Here is a 22,998-nt window from a genome sequence, read left to right on the forward strand (position 1 = left end):
GCGGAAATCAACAACCAAGTTTAACAGAGCTATATAGAAAATAGATGAGGTGCAGTATGGAGTAACGTTCCACTGTGCAGCCGGTCTGGATTAAAAAAAACAGCGAGCATAGCAGTGGATTCAGGCGAAAATTTGGGGATATCTCGGTCAAAATCAGGGTATATCGGTCAAACTAGAGATATCGGTCAAAATCGCAAGATATCGTCAAACTATAAGCTATCGCCTAAAATTAGAGTACATGGCTCAAACCGAAGACAAGAAAACAGTCCGAGCTAAAAATCGGTCCAAACACCCCCCTCTTCCATTGCTTAAAATGGTACTATACTAAAGAGAGCAATAGATGAGGAGGCGGAGCAGATGAATCAGATTCCATTGGCTGTGCAAATGTATACACTGAGAGATGAATGCGAAAGGGATTTTTTGAAAACGCTTCATAAGGTGGCAGAAATCGGGTTTAACGGAGTGGAGTTTGCAGGGTATTATGATACAGATCCTGCTGTAATTAAGAAAACCCTCGATGATCTTGACTTAAAAGCAGCAGGAAGCCACTTTGTATTGAAAGAGATGGAAGAGAACCTGGAACAATGTATCGAAGCACAGCAGGTGCTTGGCAGCCGGCATTTGGCGATTGCCTATCCGTATGACCGGATGGAAAAGGAAGAGGAGTACCACCGGCTTGCTGAAAAGCTGAACGGGATGGGAGAGAAAGTGAATGCTGCAGGACTTACACTCAGCTACCATCATCATGAATTTGAGCTTGCTTCCTTTGGAGAGTGGACCGGCCTGGAGATTGTATTAAAAGAAACCAATCCGGAATGGGTGCAGGCGGAACTGGATATTTACTGGCTTGCTTTTGCCGGAAAGGATCCTGCAGAGTGGATCAGCACGTATCAGGATCGTGTTTCCCTTATCCACATGAAGGATATGGAGTCTGGAGAAGGCAGGTCATTTGAAGAGCTTGGAAAAGGTGTGATCAATCTGTCATCTGTTGGCGATGCAGCTGTTAAAGCAAACGCAGAGTGGCTGATCGTCGAGCAGGATGAATGCAAAAGGCCTCCCTTTGAAAGCATATCTTCAAGCTTAAGCTATTTGAAGGGACTTTCATTGAAGGTGTAATCGAAGTGAGGAGCTGCATAACAGCGGCTTCTTTTTTATTGGAAAAAAATGTTGACGAGCTAACTGTATTACATGTATAGTACAAATAGAAACTGTATGAACTAAGTAGTACACACAGTTTTATAGCGGAGGTGTACGATGAAACCTGTTTTCAATAATCGGGATCCTGTTTATCTTCAAGTTGTCCGGTATTTTAAAGAGCGGATTGCAACGGGGGATCTGCAGGCAGGAGATGAAGTGCCATCAAGGAGGGAAATGGCCGGAATGCTGAACATTAATCCAAATACTGCCCAGAAAGCTTATAAAGAGATGGAAGACCAGGGATTGATTTTTACGGAACGGAATGTGCCTAGCAAAATTACAAGTGATCAATCTTTTTTAAATAATGTGCGCAATGAATTAATTATGGAGGCAGTGGAGTCATTTATTGAGTCCATTCGGCCGATTCAGGTGCCGGTTGGAGAATTGCTGGAGATCATTCAGAAGAGATATACCGAGACCGGCGGAAGGGGGATGCAGAAACATGATTGAAGTGAAGGAAGCCAAGAAGAAATACGGACGGAAGACGGTTCTTGACGGAATTACCTTTCAAGCCAAAAAGGGTGAAATCACGTGCCTGATTGGGATAAACGGTGTCGGAAAAACAACAATTTTAAAAGCGGTCATGGGACTTACCCCGATTCATTCCGGTTCCATTACGATCGATGGACAGAAGCTTGATAAGAACATGCTGAAAAAAATCACCTACATACCGGATGCTCCTATCATGCAGCAGGGGATGACGATTGAGCAGTACATGGAATTTATGGAGGATTTTTATCCGAACTGGAACCGGGAACGTGCATTTGAATTGCTCCAATTTTTCCGTCTGAGCAAGAGCGAGAAAATCGGCAATCTTTCTAAAGGCAACGCTGCTAAAGCGAGCCTGCTGATGGGGCTTGCACTCGATACGGATTATCTTCTGATGGATGAACCATTCTCCGGAATAGACCTGTTCAGCAGGGAACAGATTGCCCGTGTTTTTACGAGCCATCTGATAGAAGGCAGGGGAGTGATTATCACAACTCATGAAATACAGGACATTGAGCATTTAATTGATCAGGTTGTCCTCGTGGATAACGGAGTCGTGATGAAACAATTTTATGCAGAAGAAATGAGAATCGAAGAAGGAAAGTCCGTAGTGGATGTAATGAGAGAGGTGTATCAGGGATGACATTCCTTAAACTTTTAAACTTTGAAGTGAACCGGTTTGCGAAGTTTTTCGCGGTCCTTGCAGGACTGACAATCGTTTGTCAGATTGCGAGTGTCGCAATAAGCTCCAATAATATGGCGGAAGAAGCATTCAGGCAGATGAAGGAAGAGAACCTGAGTGTGAAACAGTATCTGGATAAGGAACCCCTTTTTACCTTCTCCAATCTTCAGTCGGATTTACTGTATATGGCTCCGGTTATGCTTTCGATCTGTGCTCTTATCCTATATGTTTTTTTGATCTGGTACCGGGACTGGTTCGCAGGGAGTCCGTTCATTTATCGTCTTCTTATGATTCCTGGGTCGAGGATGAATGTTTATTTTTCGAAGATCTGCACAATTGTATTGATGGTGTTTGGACTTATCGCACTGCAAATGCTCCTGCTTCCTGCCGAGCATCTTATTTTCCAAAGTATCATTCCTGAAAACCTGAGAGCTTCGTCTTTGATGGGAGAAAGATATTCCGGGTCTGTAAACTATCTAAACATTCTTCTCCCTCATACGTTTCAGGAGTTTGTGATTTATTATCTGGCCGGTGTCACATTTGTTTTAGTCATGACTACAGGCATTCTTTTCGAAAGAAGCTACAGATGGCCTGGCGTAGGATATGCAGTTTTATATGGAATTTCCACCTGTTTGATAATCGGACTTCCTATGTATATCAGTGTGCGCACCAATTATTTCTACGGGAGTGAATTGGTCTATATCTCGATTACCAGCCTCTTGGCGGCAAGCTTTATCTCTATAGCTGTCAGCCGCAAGCTGATCCGCTCGAAAATTACAGTGTAAGGAGCAGAGAGAATGAAAAAGTATTGGAAGCTTAGTCTTATCGTTCTTGTGGCAGCTGCAGGAATCGGTTCGTTTTATATTCAGAAGGCTTTATCGAAAAGCAGCTTGCCGGAATTTACATTGCAGCAGGAAAAAGGGGAAGGTGGCAGCCCGAAGCTGACTCTTGTGGGAAGCTACGAGGAAAGGAGTACACTTGCACAGTCAGAGTATTCTTACGAGCCTGTTAATATTACACTCTCCGGCTCACGCTATAAAAACAGTCTTTCTTATATTCAGCAGCAAGAATCAAACTGGTTTTCTTACCCGGATTACGATAATCTTCAGCGAAAACACCGTGATTTTATGAGAGGCGTCAAATGGGAAGGCGGAGTATTTGAAAATGAAAAATGGCTGGTCAGTGTACAGCCGGCTAACAGTCCCGAGCAATGGAGCACTTTCTCCTTTAAAGTAGCAGACAAGAAAACCAAAAAGCAGATGGAATTTCTAGCGGATATTCCCAATAAGAGAAACAGCTGGATTGATATTCACGATGTCCAAAGAATCGGCAACGAAGTGAAGGTGCTGGCTGAAAAGCTGGGAGAGGACGAACAGCTGGTTCTCTATACGTTCAGTCTCCAAAGCCAAAAGCTTATCCGGGAAAAATCTTTTGAGTTGAAAGAAAAAGATCAAAACATTTCTTCAAGATTTAATTTTTATGATAAACAATATCAGACAGGGCCGGAAAAAGAAGCGGTTTATGAAGTAGAATTTTTTGAAGAAGTCCAAAAGCAGGAGGGTCATTGGGAGGAAGTTACGGCTTCAAAAGTACTTTTTATCATTAACCTGGAATCTGAAACTGCTGAGAGTGTAAAGCTGAATTCCGAGTCTGAGACAATGAATTATTATGGTGCAGGTTCAGAGAATCTTTACCAGGCTGCTTACGTTAACGGAAGAATCACAGTCTCCGAGATTGATTCCAAAACGCAAAAAACAGATATACTTACAGAGATCAAGGCAGCAGAAGCTTCTCAAGCTGCGGCTTTCAAAGATGATGTTCTTTTTGTGGTATACAGCCGTTCAGTAAAAGGATACAATGTGAACTCAGGCAAAGAGGTCTACTCATATAAAATAGCCCATAAGCCGCTGGAAAAGGGAGCACGATTGAGTATTAACACGATTCATATAGCTGATTGACGGCAAATGAAAACCCGGATGCTCGTAAGCATTCCGGGTTTTTACATGCGGCATATGTCATCCGTTATCTAGAAGCGATAGCCTTGGAAAGAGTTGATCGGATATTGGTCTTGTCAAATGACAGCCCGAGCTGCATCGCTGTCATGGCGATTTCCGGACGGATGCCGGATAAAGTTGTTTTGACGCCAATTAGGTTCAATGTATCAATCAGCTGAAAAATTTGATGGGCGACCATCGTATCAATGATGACCACGCCCGATAAATCAATATACAAATGCTCCACTCCCTTATCGGAGCACTGCTGAAGAGTATTTTCCAAAATGATTTTTGCCCGCGCTGTATCAATATCCCCTACAAGCGGCAGAAGCGCCTCCTTGTTGGCAAGGGTGATGACGGGAGAGCTGAGTTCATAAATCATCTCCTGCTGTGCCTTCAACTGGGATTTGGCGTTGTTTTCTGCTTCTTCTACAAATTTTAAGACGGCAATATCAAACACTTCTATGATTCTCTCGTTCCATTCATTTAACTGAACCATAGAAACTTCCTCTTCATGCTGCTCGATAAATTCCTTGATTAAATCGATATATTGATTGCGTACCCGCTTAAATTCCTTAATGACATAATGCGTAGGGGTTCGTAAATGAGCACCGTCCTGGGCAATTTTTTGAATCCATTCGTAAAAACGGGAAAGGAAGGGTCCTTTCTCCTCTATAAAAATATTAGGAGCATGATGATGGAATTCAAAGTTTTGGCTCTTAAGACCTTCTACAATTTCGGGGTCCTTCGAACCGTAGACAGTGGTGGAATCGTAAGGGTCAAGCGTACTGTGCCATTCCTCTGTCAGTCTGCTGGCATTCTTATTAAAATAGGTCCGAAGTGCATGATTGATATCCATTACTGATCCTCCTACTGTGGTTCCTCATACTTTCATTTTACCAGAATTAGTATAGAAAGAGAATTTTAATCATACACCGTCATGAAGCATTTTTATGGAAATATCCCGAAAAATCCGCTTCTTCATGTTAAAATCAGGAAAAAAGGAGGCGGATCATCCATATGAAGATCGTTTTTAAATTCCCTAAAGGAAGCAGCAGCAAGCATGAATTGCTTTTTAAAGAAGGTTGGATTCCGCTGAAAGAACCCGTAACTCTTTCCTCGGCCATCCTTCAGTCTTTCCCCTTTATGTTCCTTACCACACTTCTTACATTCTTGGTCATCTCCCTGTTCTCCCCGTTTACACTTGAAGATTTTGGCTTGGGTGAAGAAGGCTTTACGTTTACTATTCATTTTGAAGCTATTTTCTATGTGCTAGTGATCATCATCGTTCATGAACTCATTCATTTAATTTTCATTCCCCGTTTTTTCAGCTCTGAACGTACCTATCTCGGATTCACTTTTTTCGGCGGCTTTGTTTATACGGAGGAAGTAATCAGTAAGCACAGGTTTCTGCTCATAACTGCAGCTCCTTATCTCATTCTTTCAATTATTCTGCCGGTACTGGCAGGAATCTTCGGTCTGTTTAATACCCAGATGAAAATCGTTCTGCTGATCCATTCGCTTGCTTCCTCTGTAGATGCACTCGTTTTTCTGCTGGCTGCAAGCCAGGTCCCTGCTGATGGACAGCTAATTTCGAATGGAATGAAAACGTTTTGGAGATGCAGGGATGCTATAGAAAAATAATGAATATTCTCTTTCAGTGAAAGAAAAGTTTTCAGATGCTCTTCAAATTTTCCCCATATCAGCCGAAAAAGGAAATGTAGCAGTTAAATCAGGGAGGCCGAAACATGAGATTATTGGATAAAGTAAGTGTTGTAACAGGCGGAGCAGAAGGAATTGGCCGCGAAACATCCATCAGGCTCGCCAAGGAAGGTTCAAAGGTCGTTGTCTCCGATATCAATTCAGCGCTTGGAGAAGCCCTTGTACAGGAAATAAAGCAAAACGGCGGAGAGGCAAGTTTCTTTAAAACAGATGTGACGAAGTTTGAAGAAATGGAAGCTTTGATCGACTTTGCTGTTGAAACATTCGGCAACATCCACATTATGTTTAATAACGCTGGAATCGGTCTGAACAAGCCGTTCCTGGATCATTCTCCGGAAGATTATCACAAAGTGGTGGATGTAAATCAGCACGGCGTGTTTTATGGAATGCTTGCCGCAGCAAGGAAAATGAAAGAATTGAACACGAAGGGCGTAATCATTAACAACGCTTCTGTTTTCGGATTTGTCGGCACACTCGGCATCGCGGGATATCAGGCAGCAAAGGGAGCTGTTGTCATGCTTACAAAGCATGGTGCATTGGAGCTCGCACCTTATGGAATCCGAGTGGTGGGTGTGGGTCCTGCTGCAGTAAACACGAAGATTGTTCAAGGATACAGGGATGCCGGCCTGCTTGAGTATATGGAGAAGCAGCAGCTTACAAGAAAACTGATTGAACCGGAAGAAATCGCATCTGTTGTAGCTTTCCTGGCAACAGATGAAGCACGCTCCCTGAATGGAACAGTCGTCATGGCAGATGACGGTTTTTCCGTATTCAAGTCAGATATAAGACCGTAACAAAGAGGCCGGGCAGGAATCTCTGTCCGGTTTTTCATTGATTAACAGATAAAACGGGGGATTACCATGGAGAAAGTTCAGCAAATGCTCGATGCAGACATCCGCAAGAAGAATGTGCTGATGTATGTGTCCTTTACCATTTCACTTGTGTTGGCACTATTAAAATCTTTAGGTGCAAAAGAAATAGAAACGATCCTTTTATTTTCAATTGAACTGCTGCTTTTTACTGCGGCCTTTATTGTTTCTCAAAAACTGCTTAAGAAAACCATCCTCTTCCCCTACGTAACGTCGTGCTCGTAAACCTCTTCACCATGGCAGGCATTTTTGCGGCAGGAGGCGGCTGGACTGTCACGATTGTGACCTTTTTCCTGGCCATCTTTGCGGTTGTACAATTCAGCCGGCCGGTTTTTGCCATCGGGTATCTCCTTGGTCTGGCTACTTTAATTTTAAACGCAGTTTTTGGAACGAAGGAAGCAGCGAGCATTCAGGAAAACATTGGAACCATTCTACTGGCTTATGTCCTCTCCGGAGCAGTCCTCGGTGTGCTGATTCATTTGAATAAAAAGCAGGCTGAAATGATTCGTCAGCTTGTGCTTGATACGGAGGCAGCTGCAGAACAGGAAAAGGAAAAAGCGAGCCAGCTCAGCAGCAACATGACACATATCCTGAACAGTGTAGCCGTTTCCGGGGAAAGGATTCAGAGCAACCTGCAGGCACAGGGCGATATGAAAGCAAGCCTGAACGAAATCGCAGCGGGAAGCTATCAGCAGGCAGAACAGATCTCAAGCATCTCACAAAATACTTCTGTATCTCATGAAAAGCTGCTTGCCTTCATTGATCAGATTCAGACCCTTTTGTCCGAAGCAGAAAAAACTCAGGGAATTACGGCTGAAGGAGAACAAAAAGTCAGCCACTTTACAAAAGATATGATGGATATTCAAGAGACCATCACAGATTTAAACCAGTCATTTCAGGAGCTCAGCGAAAAGGTTAAGGAAACAAATACGTTTTCCAACAGCATCAAACAAATATCGGAACAAACCAACTTGCTCGCTCTCAATGCATCAATTGAAGCGGCAAGAGCAGGGGATGCAGGAAAAGGCTTCTCTGTTGTTGCGGAAGAAATCCGCAAGCTGGCAGAAATGACGAATCGGACAGCAGAAAGCATCACGGCAAATCTCATGCAGGTGAATCAGGATAATTCCCTGACACTTAAAAAGATGGAGGAAAGCGGCAGTAAAATCCGGCACGTCCTCGGATCCTCGAATGAAGTAGGAAATTATTTTGAAACGTTAAAAACGAGGATTAGAAGGATGTATGAAGATTTTTCTGCAGCAGAGGAAGTGTGCAGCCATGTGGCAGAGAACAGCTCTGAAATTGAAAAATCGACTTCCGAGCTTGCTGCAATCATAGAACAATCAAGCGCAGGACTTGAAGAAATGAACGCTTCCGTTGAAACGTTCACGAATGACAGTGCGAAAATCTCAAGCCTTATGAATGATACTTCCATGAAGGCGAAGGAAATTCTTGATCGCTATAAAGTCAGCTGAAAACGTTGATTGACTTACAAAGGGAATCGTTTCGAAAACGGTTCTCTTTTTCATGGAGTGCTCTGTGGCAGCCGGCTGCGTTCCTGCTGGCGCCCGGACACCGCCTTTCCCGCTTCTCTTTAAGCGGATTCCCATACCTTCCTCCCAAGCGGGAAAATTAATCGAAACTTCTTGGAGGAGTGTGGCCCTTTTTGCTTCCTTGCAGGCTTTATACTATAGTAAAGATGCTGACAAAAACACACCTGTTCAGCTGCTTCCTTTAAGAAGCAGCGAACTGCATTATAGAAAATAATAGAAAAAGAGGTGAAGTGTGATGGGGGAACCGCAGGACATCAGCCGATTAATAGCAGAAAATCGAAACCTTAAAGAAAAGCTTGCAGAATGTGAGCAGCTGATTAAAGACTTATCTGCTCCAATTATTCCTTCCATCATACCGGAAACCATATTGGTTCCCATAACCGGGATGCTGGATCCCGGCCGCTTTGAAGTCATAACAGCCAAGCTGACTGATTATGCCCATTCCAATTCAGTAAGTACCGCTGTAGTCGACTTCACCGCTATATCAGAAAAGGAAATTGGTGAAGTAGACGTTTTTGGAAGATATATAGAGAACGTAACTGCGACATTGAATATTATGGGTGTCCAGGTCCTGTACGTAGGATTTCGGCCGTCTATTTCCCGGATGCTCATCATGTCCGGATCGGATTTTGTGAAAAACGTAAAAGCATTCTCAACATTCAGGGCAGCGCTGCAATATTTAATGAACCAGAGCGGTATGTCGTTTACTGCTATGGTACTGGAGGATCAGGATGAAAAAGCTTAACGGGAAAAAGATTGTGTTTGCCGGTCAGAGAAAAGCAGATGAAATAAAAAAAATGATTGAAAACTATGGAGGCACCTTTATTCACCGGCCATCCCAGGGTACTGTTTTCTTAAATGATGAGCAGCTCGAAAAAGATGTCAGGCTGATCCTGAACGGATCCTTTACATGGCTGATTCTCACCACCGGCATGGGAGCTGAAGCCATGCTGAAAAAAGCACAGGAAATGGGGGAAGAAGCCCGCTACATAGAAGAACTGAAAAAGCTTTCCATAGGAATCAGAGGCTATAAAACTGCTCAATTCACTTCGAAAATCGGGGCAGTTCCGGCTGCACGGGATGAGGATGGGAGCATGGACGGGCTGATCAGACAGATGGAGAAGTTTGATCTGACTAATGAAAGAGTGGCAATCCAGCTCCATGGAGAAAAAGCCCCAAAGCTTGCAGCGTTTCTGGACGGGCAGAGTGCAGAACGTTATGAGATTGAGCCATACCTCCATATCGAACCGGAGGAAGAAACCATGGACCAGCTGCTGAAGGAGATTACCGGCCGGGAAATAGATGCTGTCTACTTCACCAGCAAGCCCCAGGGCCGATTCCTTATGGAATTTGCCCGAAGAAAAGGAGCTGCAGAACAGGTTATTGATGCATTCACAAAGGACATTGCAGTACTTGCCGTAGGAAAAGTGACAGCTCAGACCTTGCTCGATGAGGGCATCCCTCACGTACTGTCACCTGAACGGGAGCGGATGGGCAGTGCACTGGTGGAACTTGTAAAGTACTATGAACAGAAGCGATGAAAAGACAGCCTGAGCGGCTGTTTTTTTTATGAAAACGTTTAGTGGCGGCAAGTTAGGGAAAGGAAAAAAGTAGTACTTATTCAGATTATGCTAAGCAGAAGGGAAGAGAAGAATTGTCAAGCACCTTTAACGTGACGATCAATGGAATCGAATCAAAAGCAAAAGAAAACCAGACGATTTTGAACCTTCTTAATGACTCATCTATTGATATCCCCAGTGTATGCTATCACCCGAGCCTTGGCCCAATTGAAACATGCGATACGTGTCTCGTACTTGTAAACGGAGAATTCGTCCGTTCGTGTTCCACTCCAATAGCAGAGGGGGATCACATTGATACTTCCTCAAAATCAGTAAAAGAAGCCCAAGTGATCGCGATGGATAAAATTCTGAAAAATCATGAACTTTATTGCACAGTATGCGATTATAACAACGGCGGATGTGAGGTACATAACACAGTAAAAGAAATGAAAATCAATCATCAGAGCATCCCTTTTTCACCGAAGCCGGATCCGGTGGACAATTCCCACCCCTTTTACAGGTATGATCCTGACCAGTGCATCCTTTGCGGAAGATGCGTGGAGGCTTGCCAAAATGTGCAGGTAACCGAGACGTTAACGATCGACTGGGAGAGAGACAGACCGAGGGTAATCTGGGACAACGATGTTCCGATCAATGAATCCTCCTGCGTTTCCTGCGGGCATTGTTCAACCGTGTGCCCTTGCAACGCGATGATGGAAAAAGGAATGGAAGGCGAAGCCGGGTATATGACAGGAATCCCGAAGGATACCTTAAGACCGATGATTGAAATCACGAAGAACGTTGAAACAGGCTATGGTTCTATATTGACCATATCGGATATGGAATCCGAAATGCGGAATGAACGAATCAAGAAAACCAAGACGGTTTGTACGTATTGCGGAGTAGGATGCAGTTTTGACGTATGGACGAAAGACCGCGAAATCCTGAAAATAGAACCGCAGCAGGAAGCACCGGCAAATGGCATTTCTACCTGTGTGAAAGGAAAATTCGGCTGGGATTTTGTGAACAGTGAAGAACGCTTGAAAAAACCGTTGATCAGAGAAGGAGACGGATTCCGGGAAGCTGAATGGGAAGAAGCTCTGAACCTGATTGCGAGTAAATTCAAAGGAATCAAAGAGGAACATGGTCCGGACGCTCTAAGCTTTATTAGCTCATCCAAATGTACGAATGAAGAATCGTATTTGATGCAGAAGCTTGGCAGAGCCGTCATCGGAACAAACAATATCGATAACTGTTCCCGCTACTGCCAGACGCCTGCGACGATGGGGCTGTTCCGTACAGTTGGACATGGCGGCGATTCAGGCGGCATAAAAGACATCGAGCAATCCGAACTGATTTTGGTGATAGGCTCCAACACCTCTGAATCTCATCCCGTTCTTGCTACAAGGATTAAGCGTTCCCACAAGCTTCATAAGCAGAAGCTGATTGTAGCCGATTTAAGAAAACATGAAATGGCAGAGCGTTCAGACTTATTTGTTAAGCCAAATCCTGGATCGGATATTGTCTGGCTGTCTGCTGTAACGAAGTACATTGTGGATAAAGGCTGGGCAGATCAAAGTTTCCTTGATGAAAAAGTAAACGGCCTGACGGATTATGTCCGCAGCCTTGAGCCATATACAATGGATTATGCCGCAGAGGCAACAGGAATCGCCAAAGAGGATTTAATCAAAATTGCTGAAATGATTCATGAAGCAGAAACGGTATGTGCACTGTGGGCGATGGGTGTTACCCAGCATCTGGGAGGCAGCGACACGAGCACCGCGATCTCAAACCTGCTCCTGATTACCGGTAATTATGCGAAGCCGGGAGCCGGCACTTATCCGCTTCGCGGACATAACAATGTTCAGGGAGCAAGTGACTTCGGGAGCATGCCTGACCGTTTTCCTTCTTATGAAAGAGTGACGGATCCGGCAGTGCGAGCGAAATATGAAAAAGGCTGGGGAGTGAAGCTCCCTGCGGAGCCGGGCTTAAACAACCATCAAATGATTGAGGGAATTCATAGAGGAACCCTAAAAGCGATGTACTTAAAAGGGGAGGATATGGGCGTAGTGGATTCTAATATGAATCACGTCCATGCAGCCTATGAAAAGCTGGATTTCTTCGTGGTCCAGGATATTTTCTTCACGCGGACTGCGCAATTCGCAGACGTTGTTTTGCCTGCAAGTCCAAGTCTTGAAAAGGAAGGAACCTTTACGAATACGGAAAGAAGAATTCAGCGCCTTTATCAGGTGCTTGAACCGCTGGGTGAATCGAAACCGGATTGGAAAATCATCACAGAGATTGCCAACCGGCTCGGAGCGGATTGGAAGTATGATCATCCGAGTGAGATTATGGCAGAAGCCGCTCAGCTTGCACCGCTTTTCGCAGGCGTGAACTATGACAGGCTGGAAGGATACAAAAGCCTCCAGTGGCCGGTTGCGGAAGATGGTACAGATACACCGCTCCTGTTTACAGACGGCTTCCCTTTCCCTGATGGCAAAGCAAGGCTTGTGCCAGTGGAATGGACGGCTCCGGTTACCTATGAACCGGACTATGACATACATGTGAATAACGGCCGTTTGCTGGAGCATTTCCATGAAGGGAATATGACCTATCAGTCAAAAGGCATCACAAGCAAAACACCGCGCACCTTCCTTGAAGTATCTGCGGCTCTTGCAGAAGAGAAAGGTTTCAAGACCGGTTCGCTTATCAGACTTGTATCACCGTATGGCCAGGTGAAAGTTCAAGCACATGTGACCGACCGGGTCCGCGGAAAGGAAGTATACCTTCCTATGAATGATAATGGAGAAGCCGCCATCAACCTTTTGACAAGCAGCCACGCAGATAAGGACACCGATACACCGGCCTATAAAGAAGTAAAAGCAAAGCTTGAAGTACTGGAAACGGAAGGAATCGACCCTCTTCCAAGAAATAACCACCGCAACGGAAATCCACAGCCGCAGCGAGGGGTGGAAGTTGAAAGGAAATGGGCACGCAAGGATTATACCTTCCCCGGTGATCTGGTGAAAAAGGAGCGGAAGCATAATGGCTAAGGCAACCACCACTATTAAACGGTTTGAGCTGAGTGATGAGGAAAAGCGGCAGCGGGATCTAAGAGAAGTAGAAGATGCATTAGTCCAGAATAAAGAGGCGATTCTTGAATCGTTAAAGCTTATGCAGCACATGCAGAACAAGGGAGTGCTGCCGCTTCTGAACGGACTGTTCGGACAAGGGGATAAAGTGCTTCAGGTGCTAGTCAAAGCAATTGATACTCCTGAAAACGCGAACGCTATGAAAAATCTGCTGCTTATGATGGGAATGCTCGGTACCATTAATGTGCGGGAACTTGAGCCGCTGATGCTGAAAGTGAACAACGGCGTCGAAAGGGTAGCAAAGGAGAAAGATACCGATCGGAAAACAGGCTACTTTGACATAGTCCGCTCTTTAAAAGATCCGGAAATCAACCGGGCAGTAACCCTCCTGTTTACCTTCCTGAAGGGAATGGGGGAGGAAACAGAGCATAAAGAAAAAAACAAACCGCAGGAAGCCCATGAACGGGTAGACCGCGGGGAGAATAATTGAATAGGGAACATGGAAAAAACCACCCCGGCCGGGTGGTTTTTCCTGTTCTGTATGATTGCAGCAGCAGTTCGTTGCGGCCCTGTTTTGGACGATAGACATAATTTTGACTGAGATATTATAGGGGTGTAACTGATATATCGGGATTATGACTGATAGATTAGGAATTTGACTATATCACAGACCGGTTCCGAAAGTTTCGGTCTCAGTGGCCGTTATTTCCGTCAAATTGGCGGGTTAGAGCACAGTTTTGGTCTCAGCGGCAGCTATTTGCTGTATTTATGCCTGAAATTGCCCCGCATCCGATAAATAACGGCTCTGGAGACCGAAAGCGTTGAAATACGCGAATATCAGCTCAAATAGCGTCATCTGAGACCGGTTCCGAAAGTTTCGGTCTCAGCGGCCGTTATTTCCGTCAAATTGGCGGGTTAGAGCACAGTTTCGGTCTCAGCGGCAGCTATTCGCTGTATTTATGCCTATAATTGCCCCGCATCCGCTAAATAACGGCTCTGGAGACCGAAAGCGTTCAAATAGGCGAGATATCAGCCCAAATAGCTTCATCTGAGACCGGTTCGGAAAGTTTCGGTCTCGGCGGCTGTTATATAATTTCGACCGATATATTCGGAATTTGACCGATAAATTCTGGCAGACTTCATTTCACCTGCAATAGTGATGGCTGTTCGGATCACTATTATCTCTATAACTACTAAAAAAGCACATGCCGGAGCTATTTCCCCCTCTTTATTGAATGAAGAAAACAGAAATCCAGTCTATTTTTCTGCTGCTTTTCCGACTCTCTCGGCGTTTACCCTCCCTGAGAAAAAGACGGCACCGCCGCCCATATCAGCAAGCCGGTCAGGAGTGAGGGCATTAACGTGGAATTTGGCTCCGGAAGGAGTATCAGCCCACAAGCCCTGAGTAACAAGCACACCGGGAAGCACATTTGGGCCGGGTGCTGCAGCAAGCTCACATTCCCCTCTGTCATTCCATACTCTCACACTGTCTCCATTCGAAATGCTGAGCCTTTCGGCATCTGCCTCATTTAGATAAAGCTTAGGACTCTTCTCTAAACGAAGGTGCTTTTCGCTTGAGCTGAATGTAGAGTTCATAAAACTGTGGTTGGGCCCAGGCACAAATAAAAACGGATAGCTGTCATCTTCGACCAGAGGAGTATAGACAGGCAGCGGTGGAAGGCCGGCTTCTGCCATCTGTTCTGAATACAATTCTATTTTTCCGCTTGGGGTCGGCAATTTTCCAGGAAATAAGGGCTTAACGGCCGCCCTGACGTAATGTTCACGGAGGAGTCTTTCAAACGTGATCTCTTTTATATATGGATTCGGCGAATCATCAACGGCCTGCCGGATCAATTCTTCCTCCTCTGCACCGAAGATCTCTGGATCCATATCAAAGGCTTTAGCGAGCAGGCGAAACACCTCCACGTTTGATTTGGACTCTCCGTATTTTTCAACGACCGGAACCTGAAGCTGCATGTAGTGATGCCAATAGGATGTATAAAAATCCATGTTTTCAAAAGAAGATGAGGCAGGAAGCACAAGATCTGCATAAGCTGCCGTTTCAGTTAAAAACAAATCATGCACGACTGTAAAAAGATCATCTCTTAAAAGGCCTTTTCTTACTTTATTCCCCTCCGGAGCTACGATGGCGGGATTGCTGCCGTACACGAACAATGAGCGGATCGGCGGGTCCTGCTCCAAAAGGCTGCGGCCGATTTCATTCATATTGATCGTTCTTGTCTGTTTATTTTGAAGCAAATCCGGCCGTGTGAGAGCAGCCTCATCGTGCTGAAGAAATCCTGAATTTCCTTTTAGCGCCCCGCCGCCCTTATGAAGCCACTGTCCAGTCAGAGCAGGGAGGCAAGCAATCGTTCTGACTGCCATTCCGCCATTATCATGATGCTGCAGTCCATTGCCGATCCGGATAAAAGATGGGGAGATTTCTCCGTACATCCTCGCGAGCTGATAAAGGTCTTCGCGGGGAACGCCTGTAATAGCAGAAACAGTATCAGGGTCATATTGTCGGACATGCTTCCTCAGTTCCTCGTGGCCGGTCGTCCAGGATTCCAGAAACTCGGGCACCGTAAATTTCTTTTCAAAAAGGATGTGCATCATCCCAAGCGCAAGGGCACTGTCGGTTCCAGGGAGGATGGGGATGAACCAATCCGCCATCCTCCCGGTCTGATTGTTATGGACATCAATAACGACAATCTTCGCCCCGTTCTTCCGGGCTTTCAGGGCAAGTGTCATTTGGTGCATGTTCGTACTGACTGCATTGATCCCCCACAAAATAATCAGTTTCGAGTGGATGGTATCCTCCGGATCTGTCCCGAAGCTTCCGCCCATCGTATAGTTGTAGCCGGCAGAGCCTGCTGCATTGCAGATGGCCCGGTCCAGCCGGCTGGCGCCAAGCTGATGAAAGAAACGCCTGTCCATGCCTTCTGCATTAAGTAGCCCCATGTTGCCATAAAAGCTGTATGGCAAAATGCTTTCAGGGCCTTCTTCTTCAATGAGACTCTTCCAGCGGGAGTGGATTAAATGAACGGCTTCCTCCCAGCTGATCCTCTCAAATTGTCCTTCCCCTTTTTTCCCCGTCCGCTTCATAGGATAGACGAGTCTTTTAGGATCATAGAGCCGCTCACCCATATGCCGCACTTTATTGCAAATACTCCCTCTTGTTACCGGATGATCCGGATCACCTTCTATTTTTGAAATTCTGCCGTTCTCTTTATGTATAAGCAGGCCGCACTGATCCGGACAATCAAGAGAGCAAACCGACTTAACGATTCCATCCTTCTGATCGATGTAGCTTTTCATCCTTACCCCCCCAGTCCATATGCCTCTATTCTAATCGATTACAGCTCCCGGTTGCGAAGGGAAAAAAGACAGGTGCAGAAAGTCACTTTCCGATCTAGGGGCAAAAGGAGGAGAATAATGGCGAAAAAGCACGGAAAATGGAAAGAAACGTATAAATGGAGTTAAAAAGAATGAGGAGCAGTTGGTTTTTAAGGCATAGTCCATCAGCACCTTTATTTGGATTATTTGGAAAAACAACCTCCTAAGCTTGAAAATCCTTTATAATCGTTTTTGTGCCAAATATTTGACAAAGGTAGTGATGGAATGAAAAAGAAATTTGTGCTTCTTTCTATTTTTGCATCTCTGGGACTGATTCTGGGAGCATGCGGAAGCAGTGAAAAAACAACAGGAGAGAAAAAAGAAGAAAAGGCAGCTGCAGCGGAGGAAAAACCGGCTGAAAAAAAGGAAGAGTCTGATAAAGAGGGAGCATCCGGTAATGGTTCAATCATGAATACATATATTGAAGAAGAAACCGAAGGAAAAGCAGAAGTTATTTATACAAATAAAAAAGCTGGTTTTGTAAACGAAGCACCAGGGTTTAAAGTAAGTGCAGATGAATATCAGATCGTAAAGGTAACCGGAATCAAGGAAGATAGCCGAATCCGCTTTGACGGCCAGGACTCAGGCTATGTCGTAACAGCCAGAATGACCGTTGAGAACAAGAGCGATCAGGTCATCCATTATAACAGTACAGCTGCCATCGGCACGACAGATGTCTATAGCAACATTTATTCCAGTACTTCAGACTATATCCGCGACGAGGACAAAATCAGTTCCAAGAAGGAAGGGATTGGTAAATTTGCTCCAGGTGAGAAAATAACAGGATTCATTACGTTTGATATGACGGAGGAGCAATACGAAATGCTGGGGGATGTACCGCCGAAGTTTATTCTTGAAGCAGGTGCTTCTCCTAATGAAGACATGTCAGGCGGACTTTTAAAAGAGAAAATCTTTGAATTTCCTTACAGTGATGAGGAAGGAAAAACTGCCGGCGGACAAGCTGATTTTTATCAGGACAGACTGACCATGGAAAATATAGCTGAGAAGACGATGATCCTTGAAAATGAAAGCTATAATCAATCCGTGACGCTGGAAGGGGTAAAGGCTACCGTGCTCTCCTACCAGTATACGGATCTTAAAATACGGGACGCCTTTAAAGAGCAGTTTAAGAATTTTGATGAAGAAATGGTGGCCATTTCTTTGAAATTCAAAGTGGAAAATCAGTCCAAGACACCGATCAGCCTGGAGGACTCCAACACGGGGATGGCCGAGGATGAGCTTTCTGTTTCCCTTGAATCCGGTCTTGGACCAAAAGATCAGCCGGATGTTATTCAGCCGGGCGAGAGTGCGGAGCGGATGGGCGTTTACCTGTTCAACAAAGATGAGTTTGGCATTCTCGATCAGCTGTCCTTTAAATTTGGACCATTAATGAATGACAAGACAGAGTACTTGTTCGATCAGAAACAGGCATATGTTGAAATCGAACTGCCGAAAAACTAAAAAGCAAAGCAGCCGGATTCATTGATCCGGCTGCTTTTCTATTTTGGCTTTAAAACCAGCCTGTCGCCATTCTTAAGGGTGTTGTTCAACGTGGTCTCATGGAAAACGCCATCCACCCAGTTTTTCAGCTGATTGTCATACCACTTGCTTTTAACATGTCCGGACTGGCCGGGGCTGTTGCTGTGGTACGCTTTGGACAGATCTGATAAGTCGGCGACAAAGCGCCATGGTGCTCCGTGGTCAGTAATCCCGTTTTCCTCGTAGGCAGCTGCCTGCACGGTTACCTGGCTGCCCCCGGCAGCGAGCGGTTTTTGACGGTTAAACGCCCATTCGAGAACAGGGGAGGCAGAGGAGAGGGGATGCTCAAAATAAACCTGATGATACGCTCCCCATTTCCATTTTTCCGGGTCGTTTCCGAAGTCCTTTTTGATCCTCGCCAATGTGTTTTTTAATGATGTCTTTAAAACGGATGGAAGCCCGCCTTTGTTTTCAATCCAGACAGACCGCTTTCCAGCTAACGCTTTTCTCAGCAGCTCATCCGTAATTTGTGCTTTTCCTTCAAATAATTCATCCATTTCTTCCGGGATCTTATCAGAATAAAGCACCTTTGGTATTTCTTTCATCCAGAGGTGGAAGAGAAGAGGGGCCCCGCTTCCTGGATCATCCTCGTAATTCCAGCTCCTCAATAAGTCCAGTGCTTCTTCTTCCTCCTTCGTCAGATCCATTTCTTTTGCTTTACTGAGGAACTCCGGTGCAAATTCTTTTGCATACAGATTTTTCTGGTCCATCTGCAGCTTCATCATATCATCAGGTGTCAGCTTGTCTTTGGATTCCAGAAATTCTGCTATTCTCATATAGCGGTACGGCTGTGCCCAGTGATGGCTGATGTGATAGGGATAGGAGTCATCGATCACTTTATTGTTTGCAGTTGCGAGATATCCTTCTTCCGGATTGGTGCTCCGGGGCAATTCTTCCCATGGGATAAAACCGGTCCATTCATATTCATCCGTCCAGCCGGGTACAGGGAGCATTCCATCTCCCTTTTTCCGGATCGGAATTTTTCCATTTGCTTTATAGGCGATGGTTCCGTCCGTTCCTGCAAAAACAAAATTCTGGGTCGGAACATGGAAATCCTCCAGAGCTTTCTCAAAAGAGGGCCAATCCTCTGCCCGGTTCATCTGAAGGACTGCCTGAAGTTCTGTGCTTGGCATGAGTGCGGTCCATTTCATGGCCAGGACCGTATCCTTTTTCTTATCATGAGAAAATTCGGAGATTACGGGACCGTGGCGTGTTTCGGTCACTTTATAAGGGATGGTCTCCATCCCCTTCACCTTAATGGGTTCTTCGATCAGCTGAGCCTTTTCCCATTTTCCATTATAAAGGAACTGCTCAGGGTGATCCGGGTTCCGCTTTTCAATATACAGGTCCTGGACATCAGGCCCCGTATTGGTTACACCCCAGGCGATTTTCTCATTATGTCCGAGGATGATGCCAGGGACGCCTGCAAAAATCACTCCGCTTACATTTTGCTCCTTGGAAGTGAGATGCATTTGATACCAGATGGAAGGAGTGGCAAGACCGAGATGCGGGTCATCCGCTAAAAGCGGTTTGCCGCTTGCTGTTTTTTCCCCGCTGACGACCCAGTTGTTGCTTCCATTGAACTCACGGGGGAGAACGGCATTTGCAAACGACTTCTTAACATCCAGATCCAGGTTTTCATAAGAGGAGAGAATTTCAGGAGCATTTTTAGGATAGCTTGGGTAAAGTTCCATTGCTTCTTCCTTTGTCAGGGAGTCTGCTGCCCAGTATCGGAAGGCCTGCCCCTGCCAATGACCGCCTAAGTCAAACGCCATGTATTTCCCAATCGTCAGGGAATCAATTGGAGTCCATTTTTCGGGCTCATACCCGAGCAGGGTGAACTCGGGAGAAAGCTTTTCCTCTTTCTTTGCTTCATCCATGTAGGCGTTCACTCCATCAGCGAACCATTGAAGAACATCAAGTGCTTCTTGATCATAAGTTTCTATGGATGCTTCAGCTGCCCTTCGCAAGCCGAGGGTCCTGAAAAACTTGTCTCTGTCAACGGTCGCTTCCCCTACAACTTCGCTTAGCATTCCTGATGCCTGACGGCGGCTTAAATCCATTTGAAACAGCCGGTCCTGTGCCTGTACATATCCTTGAGCCATATACAGATCCTGTTCCGTTTCAGCGTTAATATGAGGAACGCCTTCCTGATCTCTGGTTACCACTGTTTCATTCGGCAATCCCGCAATTTGTGTTTCACCGGAAACCTTAGGCAGACTCCTGTCTGTGTAAACGTTTACAAAAATGACAGCCGACAGCAAAATCAAAACCGGAATTGAAATGCTGATAAGCAGCCATTTTCTGAATGGCCGCTTTTTCTTAATTTCAGGCTGTGTATTTGTTTGCATGACCAGGCCCCCCTCCATTTTTTTTACATCTCTATAGTTTAGTTATATAGCATTAGAAGAAGGTTAGCACGTACTATTTTCAGAATTTTACCACTTATTAAAGGATAGGAGTGTTTCCTGTTACCATTTTTAAAATTGGATTGGTAAAATTGGAACTTTTCGATCCAGCTCCCGCATAAGTATAAATGTTTAAAACTTTGAACGGGGGTCGAAATCTTTGCTGAAGAAATGGCTTATTGGGATTTGCAGTGTATTTCTTCTGTTCTTCTGGGCGGGAATACCAAATGCATCTGCAGCATCATCAAAGTTTATCATCATTAATAAGTCTTCAAACAAGCTGGCATATTACGAAAACAGCCAGCTGAAGCGAGTATTTAAAGTCGGAACCGGAAGAAGCCAGTCACTGACGCCTGAGGGGAAATTCAGGATCGTCCAGAAGATTGTGAACAGACCCTACTACACCGGAAACATCCCGGGGGGAGATCCGAGAAATCCGCTCGGAAACCGTTGGATGGGCTTTAATGCCAGAGGAACATCCGGATCAACCTATGGGATACACGGCAACAACAATCCGGCATCCATTGGAGGATATGTGAGCAGCGGCTGTGTCAGAATGTACGATAATGAGGTTGAGTGGCTTTTTGAACAGGTTCCAATCCATACAGCAGTCATCATTACAAGCTCCGGTAAATCATTTGATGCGATTGCGAAAGCCTATGGATATAGTACGAAGCCGGGAGGCAATCCCGATTATGCAGGGGTGACGCTGAAGAAGGGCAGCCAAGGAGAAGCAGTTGCACAGCTTCAGAGGAAATTAACGAGCAGCGGCTTCAGTCCGGGAGGAATAGACGGAATCTTCGGGTCTGCCACAGATCGCGCGGTCCGTGCATTTCAAAAAAGCAGAGGACTTACTGTAGATGGCATCGCAGGACCTGCAACTTGGAGTGCGTTAAACAAGTCAGCTCCTCCGCAGTCAGGATCCTCACTTATGAACAGCGGTCTATTAAAAAGAGGCAGCAAGGGCGCTGCAGTAAAAGAGCTGCAGCAAAGGCTTACGGCGAAAGGATACAGTACCCGGGGAGCAGATGGAATCTTCGGTCCGAACACGGAAAAAGCGGTAAAAGCCTTTCAGAAAGCCCGGGGCCTTGCCGTAGATGGCTTAGTGGGACCGGCAACGAAGAGATCCCTTTTGAAATAAATGAAAACAAAAAAACACCCTTGCTGATGCAAGGGTGTTTTTTGAGATGGAGACTAGCGGGATCGAACCGCTGACCTTTTGGCTGCCAGCCAAACGCTCTCCCAGCTGAGCTAAGCCCCCGTAATATTTCTTTCGTTAGTGCATAATATATATCATAATGTTTTTTCGGAAAAAGTCAACATGTATTTTAAAATTTCGAATGGGCGATCTAAAAGACCGGCTTTTCAATTTTTACAATCAATTTACATTCGCATACTTTATTCCTGATCTATTTGAACCGATAATCTAAATAGTGAGAATGAGCGGGGGGCATAAAGCATGAAGATAGTAAAAGCGGTGCTGGCAGCGGGACTGGCTGTGTTTATGATTTGTGAGTTTTTTGGGGAAGAGCTGAGTAATGCAGCCGGTTTTAAGTCTGCACTGCAGCATGAGGTGCTGGCTGATCAGGAAGTAACAAAGGATGAAGCCCTTTTGCTTGTTGTCGATCATCTGAAAAGAGGTGGCAAACAGGAGGCAGGTGCTACGTTTGTAGTTGAAAATAACCGTGAATACATATGCCGGGCATCCTGGGTGGAAGACGGGACGGCTGCATCAGGTGCCGAAGAGCTGACGTACTCTGTAAACCGAATGACAGGAACTGTGAAACTGCTTGAAATAAAGTGAATGTGCTCGTCTGTATCCGCTTTTACATCCCAAACTGAGCTGCCCGCTTAAATGAAATGGACAAGGCCCGCTGCTTTGGTCTTTTCTGCAGGAAACAAAAACAGGAAAACACGCTTTCTCCATTTCCCTGTTTTTGTATAAGACGTACTGAGCAGTTATGCTCCGATACGCTCTTTTATTTCATGTATTTGGAGAAGGTGTCGTTCTTCATGATAGCCGACAAATTCAATCCATTGCTTAATGGAAAGCTCCCCCAGGACAGGATGCTTTAGAGCTTTGCTGGAAAGGTCAAAATCTTCTGCGAGCAGCTGTGCGAAATGGTTTAGATTTCGTCTGGCTTCCTCTAATGCAGTTTCTGCCTCAATACGGTCAATTGGAACCGGCCCGGGTACGGTATACTCCGGCGCATCCACTTTATGTGATCGGTCCGTTACGACAGCGAGCTGTTTCTCCTCGATTGTTTTTTCTTCGGCAAACTGAATCGACTTTTTCAAATTGGTAAGGACGGCATGCTCTATCTTTTGAAGATGATCCATCACTTGTCCGATGCTCCACTCATCAGGAGCCGGTTTCGTATTGAACTGCTCATTTGTTATACTGTTTACCGTGTTAAGCAAATCTTCTCTTACCTGCTGCATATGATCAAACATATCCGATTCCTCCTCTTTCCCTGCACGATGTCTTCTATTGATAA

Annotated in this window: 20 protein-coding genes and 1 tRNA gene; 16 read left to right on the plus strand and 5 right to left on the minus strand. The window is 45.3% G+C overall.

Features of this window, described 5'->3' with window-relative positions; genetic code table 11:
- Positions 1–357 precede the first annotated feature (357 nt).
- The 5 genes from GKZ89_RS15395 (at position 358) to GKZ89_RS15415 (ending at position 4,326) form a co-directional block, all read left to right on the plus strand.
- Positions 358–1,116, plus strand: a complete 759-nt coding sequence (locus tag GKZ89_RS15395) for a sugar phosphate isomerase/epimerase family protein (protein ID WP_155113298.1) — start codon at positions 358–360, stop codon at positions 1,114–1,116.
- 138 nt (positions 1,117–1,254) lie between these two features.
- Positions 1,255–1,647: a GntR family transcriptional regulator gene (locus tag GKZ89_RS15400; RefSeq protein WP_155113299.1), complete on the plus strand. Its 393-nt coding sequence runs from the start codon at positions 1,255–1,257 to the stop codon at positions 1,645–1,647.
- A complete protein-coding gene (locus GKZ89_RS15405) occupies positions 1,640–2,329 on the plus strand; it encodes an ATP-binding cassette domain-containing protein (RefSeq protein ID WP_155113300.1) in 690 nt (229 codons plus the stop codon). The genes GKZ89_RS15400 and GKZ89_RS15405 overlap by 8 nt, the downstream gene beginning before the upstream one ends.
- On the plus strand, positions 2,326–3,153 hold the full coding sequence (locus tag GKZ89_RS15410; protein WP_155113301.1) for a hypothetical protein: 828 nt from the start codon (positions 2,326–2,328) through the stop codon (positions 3,151–3,153). The genes GKZ89_RS15405 and GKZ89_RS15410 overlap by 4 nt, the downstream gene beginning before the upstream one ends.
- Positions 3,154–3,165: 12 nt before the next feature.
- Positions 3,166–4,326 carry a hypothetical protein gene (locus GKZ89_RS15415; protein WP_155113302.1) on the plus strand — a complete coding sequence of 387 codons (1,161 nt, stop codon included), beginning with the start codon at positions 3,166–3,168 and terminating at the stop codon, positions 4,324–4,326.
- 64 nt (positions 4,327–4,390) lie between these two features.
- On the opposite strand, the gene GKZ89_RS15420 is transcribed toward GKZ89_RS15415, so the two are convergent.
- Positions 4,391–5,221 carry an STAS domain-containing protein gene (locus GKZ89_RS15420; RefSeq protein ID WP_155113303.1) on the minus strand — a complete coding sequence of 277 codons (831 nt, stop codon included), beginning with the start codon at positions 5,219–5,221 and terminating at the stop codon, positions 4,391–4,393.
- Between the two features lie 161 nt (positions 5,222–5,382).
- Here GKZ89_RS15420 and GKZ89_RS15425 point away from each other — a divergent pair, with 161 nt between their 5' ends.
- The 8 genes from GKZ89_RS15425 to GKZ89_RS15460 all read left to right on the plus strand — a co-directional run bounded on the left by GKZ89_RS15425 (position 5,383) and on the right by GKZ89_RS15460 (position 13,647).
- Positions 5,383–6,006, plus strand: coding sequence for a DUF3267 domain-containing protein (locus GKZ89_RS15425; protein ID WP_155113304.1), 624 nt, complete (start codon positions 5,383–5,385; stop codon positions 6,004–6,006).
- A 104-nt stretch (positions 6,007–6,110) separates the two neighbouring features.
- Positions 6,111–6,878, plus strand: coding sequence for an SDR family NAD(P)-dependent oxidoreductase (locus tag GKZ89_RS15430; protein ID WP_155113305.1), 768 nt, complete (start codon positions 6,111–6,113; stop codon positions 6,876–6,878).
- Positions 6,879–6,944: 66 nt separating this feature from the next.
- On the plus strand, positions 6,945–7,178 hold the full coding sequence (locus GKZ89_RS15435) for a hypothetical protein (RefSeq protein ID WP_155113306.1): 234 nt from the start codon (positions 6,945–6,947) through the stop codon (positions 7,176–7,178).
- 11 nt (positions 7,179–7,189) lie between these two features.
- Positions 7,190–8,428: a methyl-accepting chemotaxis protein gene (locus tag GKZ89_RS15440; protein WP_155113307.1), complete on the plus strand. Its 1,239-nt coding sequence runs from the start codon at positions 7,190–7,192 to the stop codon at positions 8,426–8,428.
- 313 nt (positions 8,429–8,741) lie between these two features.
- The gene (locus tag GKZ89_RS15445; protein WP_155113308.1) at positions 8,742–9,251 is read left to right on the plus strand and encodes an STAS domain-containing protein; all 510 of its coding nucleotides are present in this window, start codon (positions 8,742–8,744) and stop codon (positions 9,249–9,251) included.
- The gene (locus tag GKZ89_RS15450; protein ID WP_155113309.1) at positions 9,238–10,047 is read left to right on the plus strand and encodes a uroporphyrinogen-III synthase; all 810 of its coding nucleotides are present in this window, start codon (positions 9,238–9,240) and stop codon (positions 10,045–10,047) included. The genes GKZ89_RS15445 and GKZ89_RS15450 overlap by 14 nt, the downstream gene beginning before the upstream one ends.
- Before the next feature lie 113 nt (positions 10,048–10,160).
- Complete coding sequence (gene fdhF / locus GKZ89_RS15455) at positions 10,161–13,118, plus strand: formate dehydrogenase subunit alpha (RefSeq protein ID WP_155113310.1); 2,958 nt, start codon at positions 10,161–10,163, stop codon at positions 13,116–13,118.
- Positions 13,111–13,647, plus strand: coding sequence for a helical membrane plugin domain-containing protein (locus GKZ89_RS15460; RefSeq protein WP_155113311.1), 537 nt, complete (start codon positions 13,111–13,113; stop codon positions 13,645–13,647). Before fdhF ends, GKZ89_RS15460 begins: the two co-directional genes overlap by 8 nt.
- A 767-nt stretch (positions 13,648–14,414) precedes the next feature.
- On the opposite strand, the gene GKZ89_RS15465 is transcribed toward GKZ89_RS15460, so the two are convergent.
- Positions 14,415–16,475: a molybdopterin-dependent oxidoreductase gene (locus GKZ89_RS15465; protein ID WP_155113312.1), complete on the minus strand. Its 2,061-nt coding sequence runs from the start codon at positions 16,473–16,475 to the stop codon at positions 14,415–14,417.
- 303 nt (positions 16,476–16,778) lie between these two features.
- Between GKZ89_RS15465 and GKZ89_RS15470 the strand changes: the two genes are divergently transcribed.
- A complete protein-coding gene (locus GKZ89_RS15470) occupies positions 16,779–18,014 on the plus strand; it encodes a DUF5068 domain-containing protein (protein ID WP_155113313.1) in 1,236 nt (411 codons plus the stop codon).
- A gap of 38 nt (positions 18,015–18,052) precedes the next feature.
- On the opposite strand, the gene GKZ89_RS15475 is transcribed toward GKZ89_RS15470, so the two are convergent.
- The gene (locus GKZ89_RS15475) at positions 18,053–20,443 is read right to left on the minus strand and encodes a penicillin acylase family protein (RefSeq protein WP_155113314.1); all 2,391 of its coding nucleotides are present in this window, start codon (positions 20,441–20,443) and stop codon (positions 18,053–18,055) included.
- A 217-nt stretch (positions 20,444–20,660) separates the two neighbouring features.
- Here GKZ89_RS15475 and GKZ89_RS15480 point away from each other — a divergent pair, with 217 nt between their 5' ends.
- Entirely contained in the window at positions 20,661–21,641 is a 981-nt protein-coding gene (locus tag GKZ89_RS15480) for a L,D-transpeptidase family protein (RefSeq protein ID WP_241680284.1), read from the plus strand.
- 47 nt (positions 21,642–21,688) lie between these two features.
- On the opposite strand, the gene GKZ89_RS15485 is transcribed toward GKZ89_RS15480, so the two are convergent.
- Positions 21,689–21,761 (minus strand) — tRNA-Ala (locus GKZ89_RS15485).
- 198 nt (positions 21,762–21,959) lie between these two features.
- On the opposite strand from GKZ89_RS15485, the gene GKZ89_RS15490 reads away from it, so the two are divergent.
- Positions 21,960–22,304: a hypothetical protein gene (locus GKZ89_RS15490; protein WP_155113315.1), complete on the plus strand. Its 345-nt coding sequence runs from the start codon at positions 21,960–21,962 to the stop codon at positions 22,302–22,304.
- Between the two features lie 155 nt (positions 22,305–22,459).
- On the opposite strand, the gene GKZ89_RS15495 is transcribed toward GKZ89_RS15490, so the two are convergent.
- Entirely contained in the window at positions 22,460–22,954 is a 495-nt protein-coding gene (locus tag GKZ89_RS15495; RefSeq protein ID WP_155113316.1) for a DinB family protein, read from the minus strand.
- Positions 22,955–22,998: the final 44 nt, after the last annotated feature.

The organism is Metabacillus mangrovi, from assembly GCF_009711125.1.
Taxonomy (GTDB): domain Bacteria; phylum Bacillota; class Bacilli; order Bacillales; family Bacillaceae; genus Metabacillus_B; species Metabacillus_B mangrovi.

Excerpts from the sequence above, each read along its gene's own strand:
- GKZ89_RS15395 (WP_155113298.1), top strand. The coding sequence starts at position 358 with ATGAATCAGATTCCATTGGCTGTGCAAATGTATACACTGAGAGATGAA.
- GKZ89_RS15400 (WP_155113299.1), top strand. The coding sequence starts at position 1,255 with ATGAAACCTGTTTTCAATAATCGGGATCCTGTTTATCTTCAAGTTGTC.
- GKZ89_RS15405 (WP_155113300.1), top strand. The coding sequence starts at position 1,640 with ATGATTGAAGTGAAGGAAGCCAAGAAGAAATACGGACGGAAGACGGTT.
- GKZ89_RS15410 (WP_155113301.1), top strand. The coding sequence starts at position 2,326 with ATGACATTCCTTAAACTTTTAAACTTTGAAGTGAACCGGTTTGCGAAG.
- GKZ89_RS15415 (WP_155113302.1), top strand. The coding sequence starts at position 3,166 with ATGAAAAAGTATTGGAAGCTTAGTCTTATCGTTCTTGTGGCAGCTGCA.
- GKZ89_RS15420 (WP_155113303.1), bottom strand. The coding sequence starts at position 5,221 with ATGGATATCAATCATGCACTTCGGACCTATTTTAATAAGAATGCCAGC.
- GKZ89_RS15425 (WP_155113304.1), top strand. The coding sequence starts at position 5,383 with ATGAAGATCGTTTTTAAATTCCCTAAAGGAAGCAGCAGCAAGCATGAA.
- GKZ89_RS15430 (WP_155113305.1), top strand. The coding sequence starts at position 6,111 with ATGAGATTATTGGATAAAGTAAGTGTTGTAACAGGCGGAGCAGAAGGA.
- GKZ89_RS15435 (WP_155113306.1), top strand. The coding sequence starts at position 6,945 with ATGGAGAAAGTTCAGCAAATGCTCGATGCAGACATCCGCAAGAAGAAT.
- GKZ89_RS15440 (WP_155113307.1), top strand. The coding sequence starts at position 7,190 with ATGGCAGGCATTTTTGCGGCAGGAGGCGGCTGGACTGTCACGATTGTG.
- GKZ89_RS15445 (WP_155113308.1), top strand. The coding sequence starts at position 8,742 with ATGGGGGAACCGCAGGACATCAGCCGATTAATAGCAGAAAATCGAAAC.
- GKZ89_RS15450 (WP_155113309.1), top strand. The coding sequence starts at position 9,238 with ATGAAAAAGCTTAACGGGAAAAAGATTGTGTTTGCCGGTCAGAGAAAA.
- GKZ89_RS15460 (WP_155113311.1), top strand. The coding sequence starts at position 13,111 with ATGGCTAAGGCAACCACCACTATTAAACGGTTTGAGCTGAGTGATGAG.
- GKZ89_RS15465 (WP_155113312.1), bottom strand. The coding sequence starts at position 16,475 with ATGAAAAGCTACATCGATCAGAAGGATGGAATCGTTAAGTCGGTTTGC.
- GKZ89_RS15470 (WP_155113313.1), top strand. The coding sequence starts at position 16,779 with ATGAAAAAGAAATTTGTGCTTCTTTCTATTTTTGCATCTCTGGGACTG.
- GKZ89_RS15475 (WP_155113314.1), bottom strand. The coding sequence starts at position 20,443 with ATGCAAACAAATACACAGCCTGAAATTAAGAAAAAGCGGCCATTCAGA.
- GKZ89_RS15490 (WP_155113315.1), top strand. The coding sequence starts at position 21,960 with ATGAAGATAGTAAAAGCGGTGCTGGCAGCGGGACTGGCTGTGTTTATG.
- GKZ89_RS15495 (WP_155113316.1), bottom strand. The coding sequence starts at position 22,954 with ATGTTTGATCATATGCAGCAGGTAAGAGAAGATTTGCTTAACACGGTA.